The following is an 11831-nucleotide window of genomic DNA, read 5'->3' as shown; positions in this document are numbered from 1 at the left end:
AATTAAATAAATTCATTTTTATTATAATGCATAAAATTATTAAATTATTTTAGAAATAAAAATAGAAATACATTGGTTATTTAAGTCATAAAATAAAAACATCATTTGTTGATTTATTGTAATACTTGAGTAAATAATCTCCTTTCATATTATTAGCCTTAAATCAAATGACGATAACATTGTAAATGTTATCGTCAGAGCACAAAATATGAAAAAAGAGGTGTAGCAAAACTCAAAACTGATTAAATGATAACCAAATGTCGTTGTTCATTCAATTCCGGTATTTCTAGGCTAATGACTTTTTCCGGCATTTTAAGTCCATTAGCTGAAAGTTCATCAAGTTCTTCTTGATGAATTTGGCCTTTTAGTGCATAAAATTTACCATACTCTGGTGTCACTAAATGTGAACACCAAGAAAGCATATCTCTCATAGAAGCAAATGCTCGGCTAATAACACCATCAAAAGGTTTTTCAACTTGATACTCTTCAACTCGGTATTGCACAGGCTCAATATTATTTAAGCCCAACTCATGCTGGACTTGTTTCATAAAGCGTACTCTTTTACCTAAGCTATCTAGCAATACAAAGTGGTGATCGGGACGCATTATAGCTAAAGGAATTCCTGGTAAGCCAGGCCCTGTTCCTACATCAATAAAATTTTCACCTTCAAGATATTGACTAACCACAATGCTATCAAGAATATGGCGGATAAGCATTTGAGCAGGATCTCTTACTGATGTGAGATTATATGCTTTATTCCACTTATCTAGCATCATGACATAATCAGTTAGCTTTTGAGCTTGAAGATCTGTCAATTCAATGTTGGCTTTCTTAGCCAGCTTTTTTAGCCGATTAAGTAAGTCACTCATGACGCACTCCTACGCAATAAACCTTGTTTTTTTAACCAAACTAATAAAATAGAAATTGCAGCAGGTGTTATTCCTGAAATCCGTGATGCTTGACCTATTGTGGTAGGTTTATGATCATTAAGCTTTGCAATAACTTCGTTTGATAAACCACTCACTTGCTTATAATCAATATCAACAGGAAGAGTAGCACCTTCATTGCGCAGTTGTTTTTCTATCTCTTCTTGCTGACGGTTGATATAACCTTCATATTTAACTTGGATCTCAACTTGATCAGCAGCTTGTGGTCTTGAGTCATCGATACCGGGTGCGAAAAGTGATATTTTTTTCAAAACATCATAGGTCATTTCAGGACGACGTAATAAATCTTCACCATTGGCTTCTTTTGAAAGTGGTGTATTTATTAACGCATTGATTTCAGATATATTTTCTGCCTGAGGGTGTACCCAGATATTTCTTAAACGTTGACGTTCTTTCTCAACAAGTTCAACTTTTTCACAAAATTGAGCCCATCGATTATCATCAACCATACCTAATTTACGGCCAATTTCAGTTAAACGTAGATCAGCATTATCTTCACGTAACATTAAGCGATATTCAGCACGTGAAGTAAACATACGATAGGGTTCTTTTGTACCTAAAGTACACAGATCGTCAACTAATACACCAATATAAGCCTGATCACGACGAGGATACCAACCTTCTTCATCAAAGGCATAACGAGCAGCATTTAAGCCAGCTAACATCCCTTGAGCAGCAGCCTCTTCATAGCCTGTGGTACCATTAATTTGACCAGCAAAGAATAACCCATTGATAAACTTACTTTCTAACGTCTGTTTCAGATCTCGTGGATCAAAGAAGTCATATTCAATGGCATAACCTGGTCTGATGATCCTTGCATTTTCCATTCCTTTCATGGAATGAACGATTTGCATTTGTACATCAAAAGGTAAGCTTGTTGAGATCCCATTTGGATAAATTTCGTTACTGGTTAACCCTTCTGGTTCTAAGAAGATCTGATGTGAATTACGATCAGCAAATCGCATTACTTTATCTTCAATAGAAGGGCAATAGCGAGGTCCAATACCTTCAATAACCCCTGCGTACATTGGACTACGATCAAGGTTATTACGTATTACCTCATGGGTTTTTTCATTGGTGTAAGTAATGTGACATGGCATCTGTTCTGGATGTTGAGAAACGTTACCTAAAAATGAAAAAACAGGTGTTGGATTATCACCTAATTGAGGTGCTAATTGACTAAAATCAATCGTTCTAGCATCAATACGAGGTGGTGTACCTGTTTTTAATCGACTAACTCGTAGCGGTAATTCACGTAAACGATGCGATAAAGAAACAGAAGGTGGATCACCTGCTCTACCCCCGCTGTAGTTTTCTAAACCAATATGAATTTTTCCATCAAGGAAAGTTCCTACGGTTAAAACAACAGATTTAGCACGGAATTTTAATCCCATACGTGTAACAGCACCTGTTACTTGTTCATTTTCAACAATAAGATCTTCAACAGGTTGTTGAAATATCATTAAGTTAGGTTGATTTTCAAGTGTTGTACGTATTGCTTGGCGATAGAGAACGCGATCTGCTTGTGCTCGGGTTGCTCTTACAGCAGGCCCTTTGCTTGCATTCAAGGTTCTAAATTGGATACCTGCATGGTCAATAGCTGTTGCCATTAATCCACCCATAGCATCAATCTCTTTTACCAGATGCCCTTTACCTATCCCACCAATAGCTGGGTTACAAGACATTTGGCCCAAAGTGTCAATATTGTGGGTCAGTAATAGGGTTTGACGCCCCATTCGAGCAGCAGCCATAGCAGCTTCGGTACCGGCGTGACCACCACCGATAACAATGACGTCAAAGTTTTCTGGATAAAACATGTGTGAACCTTAAATGTTACGAATGCGAAATATGTTGCATTGGGAAGACGAATTCTACTCAACTTTTTCACAGATACAAGTGAGCATCTTCGTCGGTAATTATTTAAAGATCTTTTTATTTAAAGATCTCTTTATTAGATCTTTTATTAGGGAAGCGATCCTCTGTGGATAAGTGGATTTTCTAGTTAAAGATCATAAAAATGTAAAGGATCATATACTGTGAATGATCCGTGATCTATCTGCTGATAAGCTGGGATCAAAACAGCGACTTATACACAGGTCATTTATTGATACTGGCTTATACAATGGATAACTACGGGTTAACCCCTGCTTTTAAGCATAGTTATCCACATCTGTTTGCTGTTTTTTTGTTCGAATTAGAGTAAATTTTTCCAAGAAGCTAACCATTCTTCAGCTGGATCTTCCGGAATGTCGTGTTCTTGGATATCAATTTCTAAGCGATCACCTAACCGAGTTGCCCCTTTTTCTGTTAGTTTTTGATCTAATGTTCTGATAGCGCCACAGAAAGTGTCATATTCACTACTTCCTATACCAATAGCGCCAAAAATAATGTTACTTAGATCTATATCAGTTTCTGATAATTCATCTGCAAAAGGCTGCAAATTATCAGGGATATCTCCAGCACCATGTGTTGAAGTAACTATTAGCCAGATCCCTTCTTTAGGAAGATCATTAAGAGAAGGCCCATGGTGTAATTCTGTCTCAAATTCTTCTTCAGATAATATTTCTGCTAAGTGTTCTGCGACATATTCAGCACTACCCATAGTACTGCCACTAATTAGAGTGACTTTTTTCATTAATGATCTCCTCATGTTCAAGTCGCGCTATTGTACGCTGTGAATCACTTGGGATCTACCTGTGGATAATGTGGTTATAAAAAAAAATAAGTGTGAATGCTTATGGCTTGATCGTGCGTGTTATTGGGTTTTGCAGAGATATTAATGTTTCAGTGGACTGAATTTCATCTATTGTCTGAATTTTGTTGATAAGTACGTCTTGCAAAGCCTCAATACTTTTACACATTACTTTAATAAAAATACTGTATTGACCTGTTGTGTAATATACCTCTACAACTTCATCTAACTTATCCAATTTATCTAAAGCCGTATGGTAGTCCTTTGCGCTTTTTAAAATAATGCCAATAAAGCAACATACATCAAAGCCTAACTGCTTAGGACTGATATCTACACGTGTTCCTGTAATAATTCCAGCTTGCTTCATTTTCTCTACGCGAACATGAATTGTGCCTGGACTAACTGCAAATTTTTTAGCCAATTCAGCATAAGGAGTTCTGGCATTTTTCATTAAAGCATGAAGTATGTCTTTATCGAGATTGTCGATTTGATAAATATTGTCCATTTATTACCTCTGTTTTTAACGATAATTCATTTTTAAGGCTATAATTTTAACGATTTAAAACACACAAGGCTATTTTTCATCAAGTATATTGAATTTAGTGCCTGTTTTGTTGCTTAATCTATATCAGAGAAACACAACACATCATCACTAGGGATATAAAAATGGAAAAATCATTCATTCAAACTCAGCAACAGATTAGCTTTGTAAAATCATATTTTTCACGCATGCTGGAAAAAGAACTTGGATTGATTGAAGTTCAAGGACCAATATTAAGTCGCCTTGGTGATGGAACTCAAGATAACTTGTCAGGTCATGAAAAAGCCGTTCAAGTTAAAGTTAAATCGTTACCTGATTCTACCTTTGAAGTTGTCCATTCTTTAGCAAAATGGAAACGTAAAACTTTAGGGCGTTTTGGATTTAGCTCTGGTCAAGGCTTATATACGCACATGAAAGCATTGCGTCCAGACGAAGATCGCTTAACCAAAATCCATTCAGTCTATGTAGACCAATGGGATTGGGAAAAAGTGATGGAAGGTAAGGAACGTTCACTTCCTTATCTTAAGCAGACAGTGGGTAAAATCTATCAAGCAATAAAAGAAACTGAAAAAGCAGTTAGTGATGAATTTGGTCTGACACCGTTCCTGCCAGATCAAATTCATTTTATCCACACTGAAGAAGTATTACGTCGCTATCCAGATCTTGATGCAAAAGCTCGCGAAAAAGCGATTGCAAAAGAATATGGTGCTGTCTTCTTAATTGGTATTGGTGGTGCATTATCAAGCGGTGAATCTCACGATGTAAGAGCACCTGATTATGATGACTGGACAACGCCAAATGAAGATGGCTTTACAGGATTAAACGGCGATATCATCGTATGGAACCCTGTATTACAAGATGCTTTTGAAGTGTCATCTATGGGTATACGTGTTGATGCTGAGACGTTAATGCGTCAATTATCACTAACTGATGATACAAAACGTCTTGAACTTGATTGGCATAAAGCATTAATTAAAGGTGATATGCCTCAAAGCATCGGTGGCGGTATTGGTCAATCACGTTTAGTCATGTTATTGCTGCAAAAAGAGCATATTGGACAAGTACAATGTGGTGTATGGGAGCAAGATACACGCTCAGCATTTGCTGATATGCTGTAATTATTGACGCCAGCGTCGAAGTAAACGGCTTTTTAATCCAGTATCAAAACGCCAAATATGGTCAAATATTTTCATGATACTGGGTTTACCGTAATTGGATAGCGTTACCGCATGGAAGCGATTGTGCTGTTGCTGTTGGCTTTTTTTAATTTTGTTGATTAGGTTTTCGGGTAACCTTTGGGCAACAAAATCGGAAATAACAACAGCATCAGCATCTTTCCATGCTGAACTATTAAGTTTATCCGCCACTTCTTCCAGACAAAGGCTTAAATCAGTCCCTCCTCTAAATGTTTGACTTAAAAACTTAATAAGCTCTTGTAAACCATTAGCAGATGATAAGTGGTAGTGAATAATTTCCGTTGAAAATAACATGACGTGACATGAACGATTATCTGCAATCGCTATTTTCATTAATGCTAATCCAAAGGCTTTAGCACATTGTTCATTAAACCCCCCCATAGAGCCTGATGTATCTATACAGACTATAAATGGACCTCTAGGCCTTTCTTCATCATGATGATGTGTTATCGGCCGTAATACAGTACGCTCTTGCCAACTATCACCTTGTAAACGATAGGTATTGAGTTGTTTTTCCACCAGCTTTCTATAAAACTCATATTCTGTTTCATCAATACCAAATAAGGCAAGTTCAGTAGGAAGTAAGCGTAAAATATCATCATTAAGATTGATACCATTCACTTGTTCAGGAGTGTTATCAGGTGCTTTTTCTACAATAGTGACTGATTCAAAAACAACACTCTCTTCTGGAATAGATTTTGCTGTTTTACTACGGCCTAATAAACTTGCGAGTTTATGTAATTCAGGTTGTTGCTCAAGAAAATCACTATAACGTTGAATAATTTTTTCATCATAGGGGGTTTTTGATACAGAACCTTTTGTCATATCCCATAAACGTCCTGCAGCTCTTTCATTCTCTGAAAATGTATTACTTAAGTTTGCGCTTAACGCTAAACGTTCTTGAAGTTCAGCAAGTAACTGCTCTTGCTCCTGTTCAAATAACATTTTATGTAATGTTTTAACTTGAGAAATTAAGCTACTACGCCATTGTTTGATAAATAATGACTGTTGTGCGAGAGATAATGATGTATGACCTTTAGTTATCTTAGTGGCTTCATTAGTAAATGCAGAATCAAGCTTATGTAACTCAGTTATAATTTTCTCAATTTCTTGATTAAATAGAGAATTACTTAATATTTGAGTTTGTTGATAAAGAGCAAATTCATCAGCAATAATTGTAGGGACAATTGTTTCTTTAACTCGTTGTTGTAACCCCTTTTTCCATTGATGAATATCTTTCAGTAATGCTTGTTTTAGTCTTGGATGCTTTTCAAAAAAAACAGCTAATTGAGGTGAAGCAAGTAATCCTAAAATTACTTCTTCAATCAGTTGCCCTTCATTGATAGATAAAAGCATATCTAATGTTGAAAGTGTCAGCATAATATCATCACTTTATTTGACTTTTTAATTGCGACAATTTTTCATTTAATTGAGAAAAACTTTTCTCAATAGGAATAAGATAATCATTATCAATAAAGAGGTTAGCTTGGTGATGATTAAATTTTTCTTGTTCTGTATAGATCTCTTGCGTGAGTGTTTTTAGCTTCTCTTGCCACTCTTTACTGTCTTCTTCTGTGGCCGTTTTAACTGTTTCAGTTTGTTGATAAAGCGATGTTGTGCGACGGCTTACATCTAAAATCTCTAATACACCATCTTGGCGAATTTGGGCTTTAATCGGTTGTGGAAAACCAATTCCATTTAGACGCACGGCTATTTCATCTCCTTTAGCCGTAAAATTATCCAAAACTTTTCTTTCGACAGTAATAAAATTGACTTGCATACTATGAATATTCAATGGAATGTGTAAAAACAGTGTTAATTTATCCGCTTGTAATTTTTCTGGTAAATTAAAATGACTATTTCTACCAAACATACTACTTTGCTTTTCGAAACGAAACGCCTGTTGGTCTTGTTTGTTTCTTGTAGATTGCATCCACTCTGCCCAAAGTGTTTCTATTTTTCTTATTAAAAAGAGCTGGTGGTATGCTTGTTCAGCCAATAAATCTTGTAATAATTTATCAATAAGAGAAAAAGAAGCCTGATCATGCCAAAGACAATCTTTCAATAAAATTAAATCTAAAGGTGAAATAGAACTACGTTCATTAAAGAAAGCACTTGCTTGCAAAAGACGTACTGTTTTTTTCCAGCGTCTATCTGAGATATAAGGTGCTATATCACTTTTATCTAATAACTCTCTTAGCTGATAAATTAAATCAAACACATGATCATCAAGAGAGATTTTTTCTAATTCGACTTGCCAATTAGCAAATTCCTCAGCAGAAATTTTAATAGACTCCGGTATATGAAAAGTGCCTACTTCTTTATTTGTGAGTAGCGCACGAAAACTTTTTTTCTCTTGAATTTTCGTCAGCCAAATCCGAATAAGCATTCTGTCATATAGGGCTTCTAAGCTATTATCTAAGTCAGGAAGTTCATTTGATGCACAAACCAATAAACGCATAGGAATATTGACTTCATTTTCACCATTTCTAAATTTACGCTCATTAATAGCTGTTAATAACGTATTGAGAATAGCAGGGCCAGCTTTCCATATCTCATCAAGAAAAACAATTTCAGCATTCGGTAAATAGCCATCAGTGATACGCTGATATTTACCTTCATCTTTTAATGCTTGAATAGAAAGAGGGCCAAAAATTTCTTCAGGTGTTGAAAAGCGAGTCATTAAATATTCAAAAGCTTTCGCATTTTTAAATGCTTCTTTCATTCTTCTTGCGATAAGACTTTTAGCTATGCCAGGTGGTCCTAATAAGAAAACACTTTCTCCACTTAATGCTGCAAGTAGACAAAGACGAATAGCAGACTGCCTTTCATAAAGCCCTGCTTCAAGATATTGGCTTAGTTGTGAGACTCGTTCTGCTAATTGCATAAAGACTCCTCGTAGGGGGCTTGTTTTTATTCTTTAAAAGAAAATATCAGAAAAAGAAGTGACATATATAGTTAAACATTCAAGTTATACACAATTTTTTTATAATGGAAAATGTCATTACTTAATTACTTCTCTTTTTTTGTTCTTTTTTGTTTTATCATCGAAACGTTTCGATAGCGATCACATTTTTTTATTGGGCTTGTTGAGATGATCATCTCTAAATATTGAATGCTATTTGAGCAATCTATCTCGATGTTATTACTGTGTATAAGGGAAAACGATGGAAGCAAAAAAACTGGTAATTTTAGGTAGTATTAATAGTGATCATATTCTTAATGTTACACATTTTCCGCTTCCTGGTGAGACTGTTTCAGGTAATCATTTCCAAACTGTTTTTGGTGGAAAAGGCGCTAATCAAGCTGTTGCTGCAGGAAGATGTGGGGCTAATATTTCTTTTTTAGCGTGTTTAGGAAATGATGATATAGGAAGAAAAGCAAAAACACAGTTAATGACTGACAATATAGATATCAATAATATTGAGTTAATAGAAGAAGAGGCAACGGGTGTTGCTCTTATTTTTGTTGATAAAAAAGCTGAAAATATTATCGGTATCCACTCAGGGGCTAATGGACGTTTAGATACACAATATGTTGAACGCCATGCTTCGATAATAAAAAATGCTGATTCATTACTAATGCAACTTGAATCGCCATTGGATTCTGTATTAAAAGCCGCCAAAATAGCTAAACAAGAACGTGTACAAGTCATATTAAACCCAGCACCGGCTCAAGAATTATCTGATGAATTACTTGCATTGATAGATATTATTACACCTAATGAAACAGAAATAGAATATCTAACAGGTATAAAGGTTACAGATGATAATGAAGCTCAAAAAGCGGCTAATTGTTTACATCATAAAGGAATAAACATAGTCCTAATTACTTTAGGAAGCAGGGGAGTTTGGGTAAGCCAATATGGAGAAGAAGGTTTTCTTGTTCCAGCCTTTAGTGTGAATGCGGTTGATACTATTGCTGCTGGTGACACATTTAATGGTGCGTTTATTACTGCATTATTAGAAGATAAGCCTATTGTACATGCTATTAAATTTGCTCATGCTGCCGCTGCTATTGCTGTGACAAGAGTAGGTGCACAACCTTCTATACCTTGGCGCCATGAAGTGGATACTTTTTTGTCTAATCAATAATCACTTTTATTTCCTATCTAAAAAAGAGAGAGGCGCCTCTCTCTTTTTTATTATTAAGCTAAAACAATAAAATGTATTACTGCTGTTTTTTATTTTTATTGGTTAAATTATCACCATCATGTTTATCTAATAATAAGAAAACAAAGGATGAGAATAAAGTGATAACACCAACAGCAATAAAAGTATAATGGAAGTTATCGACCGTAGCCCCAGCATTTTCAGCATCAAAATAACCTAAAATAGATGCACTTACAGCAATACCAAAGCTTATTGCTAATTGTTGAGTCACCGCTAAGACGCTATTTCCAGAACTCGCATTATTATCAGTTAAATCAGCTAATGAGATGGTATTCATTGAGGTAAATTGTATAGACATCACCATACCTAATAAAAACAGAGGAAGTACAAGGTAATAAATTGACATATTAGGTGATTGTAATGCGAATTGAGCTATCATAAGTCCAATTAAAATAGTGATAGCAAAGAGCGTTCTTCTATAACTAAATTTAACTAAAATATGAGTTACAAAAGATTTAGCTAAAATAGAACCTACTGCCATTGGTGCCATCATCATTCCTGATACAATGGCAGGATATCCAAATCCAACTTGAAGCATAAGAGGCATTAAAAAAGGAATACAACCTGTTCCTAAACGTGTTGCTATATTTCCTGCAATTCCCACAGAGAATGTGCGCGTTTTAAATATATTAAGCGGAATAAGCGGTTGTTGATTACGCCTAGCATGGCTGATATATAACCCAAGTAAAAATAGTCCACCTAAAATCACTAAAATAGGGATATAGCGATCAATATTCTTGTCTCCAAAAAGATCAAGACTGACTGAAAGCATGACTAAACCAAATCCAAAGAAAATAAAACCAAGTAAGTCAAAACTACGTTTTGGCATAGTAAAGTTTGGCATATGTTTAATCGCGTAAAAAATACCTAATAGCCCAATGGGAATATTAATAATAAATATCCAATGCCAAGAGGCGTAAGTTACCAATATACCACCTAATAAAGGTCCTGCTATTGGACCTACAAGCCCAGGCATAGTGACAAAGTTTAGAATAGGAAGTAACTCACTACGAGGATATGCTCTTAATAGAGCTAGCCTAGCAACAGGCATCATCATAGCGCCACCGATTCCTTGAATGACTCGAGAAACGACAAGGAAAGTCAGATTAGGAGAAAGTGCACATAATAATGAACCACCAGAAAATAAAGAAACGGCAATAATAAATATTAGGCGAGTTCCAAATCTATCGGCTAACCAACCACTGACTGGAATTAATAACGCAACTGTTAATGTATAGCTAATAACCGCAGATTGCATAGCTAAAGGAGAATGGTTAAGGCTTTTAGCTATATCAGGAAGAGCGGTGTTAAGAATAGTTGCATCTAATGACTGCATAAAGAAAGCCATTGCGGCTATCCAAGGCAATCCTGACATATTTTTGGCGGACTTCAACATGTATCATATACCGTCTTTGTTCTGAATTTAATATATCGCTTTATTATAGGCAGAAAAGATAAGTAATTTGTATTAAAACTATTCAATCATTTGTTAGTAATGTTAAACAAAGATTTCTAGCTTTATTTCCATCAGCATCAATAATAGCCTGAACGATTTGTCTATGAGTTATAGGCTGAACAGTTTCATTGCCGACAATAATATCGAAATACTTTTTATAAGCAGAAAGAAAAAGAGAACCAAAAGAAGCGAAAAAAGGATTACCGCTTGCCTGATAAATAAGATAGTGAAATTGGGTATCAATATCTAACCATTGTTGACGGTCGAAGCTTTGATCAAGTTGTTGCATCTTATCAGTAAATAATAATAGAGACTGTTTTTGATTTTCTGTTGCGTTAAATGCAGCTAAATAACATGCCTGAGGTTCTATAGCTAAACGAACGTGGTAAAAGTAATCGCTGACTTTACTAAATTCACCACTATCTATCCACCAAGTAAGAAGATCATTATCTAATAAATTCCAATGTTGCATTGGCGTAATTCGAGTACCAATTCTTGGTCTAGGTAAAAGCATACCTTTTGATGTCAACATTTTTATCGCTTCACGAATAACTGTTCTACTAACAGAAAGCGTTTCAGCTAATTCTATTTCGCCAGGCAATAATGATTCTTGCTCATAATGGCCTGAAAGAATTTGTTTACCTAATTTCTCAGCAACAATATAAGAAAGATTTTTTTTAGAATACGATGAATTCAGTTCGGTTAATTGCATGTATATGGTTACCTATGACTTAATAGATTTCTTATTTTACGTGAGTCAGTGAAATAAAGCTGTTTAAAATTTATCCTGATAGAGTGAAAATAGAGCAATTTACTTCTTTTTGTTG

At 35.2% G+C, this 11831-nt stretch carries 10 protein-coding genes; 2 read left to right on the top strand and 8 right to left on the bottom strand.

From position 1 onward, the window contains the following. Positions 1-242: 242 nt before the first annotated feature. The 4 genes from rsmG to asnC all read right to left on the bottom strand — a co-directional run bounded on the left by rsmG (position 243) and on the right by asnC (position 4144). On the bottom strand, positions 243-869 hold the full coding sequence (gene rsmG, locus M983_RS08240; RefSeq protein WP_066749602.1) for a 16S rRNA (guanine(527)-N(7))-methyltransferase RsmG: 627 nt from the start codon (positions 867-869) through the stop codon (positions 243-245). Then, on the bottom strand, positions 866-2764 hold the full coding sequence (gene mnmG, locus M983_RS08235) for a tRNA uridine-5-carboxymethylaminomethyl(34) synthesis enzyme MnmG (RefSeq protein ID WP_066749601.1): 1899 nt from the start codon (positions 2762-2764) through the stop codon (positions 866-868). Before mnmG ends, rsmG begins: the two co-directional genes overlap by 4 nt. Positions 2765-3141: 377 nt before the next feature. Further along, on the bottom strand, positions 3142-3582 hold the full coding sequence (mioC, locus tag M983_RS08230) for an FMN-binding protein MioC (RefSeq protein ID WP_066749600.1): 441 nt from the start codon (positions 3580-3582) through the stop codon (positions 3142-3144). 100 nt (positions 3583-3682) lie between these two features. Next, a complete protein-coding gene (asnC, locus tag M983_RS08225) occupies positions 3683-4144 on the bottom strand; it encodes a transcriptional regulator AsnC (protein WP_066749599.1) in 462 nt (153 codons plus the stop codon). A 161-nt stretch (positions 4145-4305) separates the two neighbouring features. Between asnC and asnA the strand changes: the two genes are divergently transcribed. Further along, a complete protein-coding gene (gene asnA, locus M983_RS08220) occupies positions 4306-5298 on the top strand; it encodes an aspartate--ammonia ligase (protein WP_066749598.1) in 993 nt (330 codons plus the stop codon). On the opposite strand, the gene viaA is transcribed toward asnA, so the two are convergent. Beyond that, a complete protein-coding gene (gene viaA / locus M983_RS08215; RefSeq protein ID WP_066749597.1) occupies positions 5299-6756 on the bottom strand; it encodes an ATPase RavA stimulator ViaA in 1458 nt (485 codons plus the stop codon). A 7-nt stretch (positions 6757-6763) separates the two neighbouring features. Then, positions 6764-8263, bottom strand: coding sequence for an ATPase RavA (gene ravA / locus M983_RS08210; protein ID WP_066749596.1), 1500 nt, complete (start codon positions 8261-8263; stop codon positions 6764-6766). 280 nt (positions 8264-8543) lie between these two features. On the opposite strand from ravA, the gene rbsK reads away from it, so the two are divergent. Beyond that, positions 8544-9470, top strand: a complete 927-nt coding sequence (rbsK, locus tag M983_RS08205; protein WP_066749595.1) for a ribokinase — start codon at positions 8544-8546, stop codon at positions 9468-9470. 76 nt (positions 9471-9546) lie between these two features. Here the strand turns inward: rbsK and mdtD are convergent, their stop codons facing one another. Continuing rightward, a complete protein-coding gene (mdtD, locus tag M983_RS08200) occupies positions 9547-10944 on the bottom strand; it encodes a multidrug transporter subunit MdtD (protein WP_066749594.1) in 1398 nt (465 codons plus the stop codon). A gap of 82 nt (positions 10945-11026) precedes the next feature. Continuing rightward, positions 11027-11716, bottom strand: coding sequence for a FadR/GntR family transcriptional regulator (locus tag M983_RS08195; RefSeq protein WP_066749593.1), 690 nt, complete (start codon positions 11714-11716; stop codon positions 11027-11029). Positions 11717-11831 lie beyond the last annotated feature (115 nt).

This window comes from Proteus myxofaciens ATCC 19692, from assembly GCF_001654855.1.
GTDB lineage: Bacteria > Pseudomonadota > Gammaproteobacteria > Enterobacterales > Enterobacteriaceae > Proteus > Proteus myxofaciens.
This window is presented reverse-complemented; position numbering and strand designations above follow the sequence as displayed.

Coding starts and splice junctions, on each gene's coding strand:
- rsmG (WP_066749602.1), bottom strand. CDS start 869: ATGAGTGACTTACTTAATCGGCTAAAAAAGCTGGCTAAGAAAGCCAAC.
- mnmG (WP_066749601.1), bottom strand. CDS start 2,764: ATGTTTTATCCAGAAAACTTTGACGTCATTGTTATCGGTGGTGGTCAC.
- mioC (WP_066749600.1), bottom strand. CDS start 3,582: ATGAAAAAAGTCACTCTAATTAGTGGCAGTACTATGGGTAGTGCTGAA.
- asnC (WP_066749599.1), bottom strand. CDS start 4,144: ATGGACAATATTTATCAAATCGACAATCTCGATAAAGACATACTTCAT.
- asnA (WP_066749598.1), top strand. CDS start 4,306: ATGGAAAAATCATTCATTCAAACTCAGCAACAGATTAGCTTTGTAAAA.
- viaA (WP_066749597.1), bottom strand. CDS start 6,756: ATGCTGACACTTTCAACATTAGATATGCTTTTATCTATCAATGAAGGG.
- ravA (WP_066749596.1), bottom strand. CDS start 8,263: ATGCAATTAGCAGAACGAGTCTCACAACTAAGCCAATATCTTGAAGCA.
- rbsK (WP_066749595.1), top strand. CDS start 8,544: ATGGAAGCAAAAAAACTGGTAATTTTAGGTAGTATTAATAGTGATCAT.
- mdtD (WP_066749594.1), bottom strand. CDS start 10,944: ATGTTGAAGTCCGCCAAAAATATGTCAGGATTGCCTTGGATAGCCGCA.
- M983_RS08195 (WP_066749593.1), bottom strand. CDS start 11,716: ATGCAATTAACCGAACTGAATTCATCGTATTCTAAAAAAAATCTTTCT.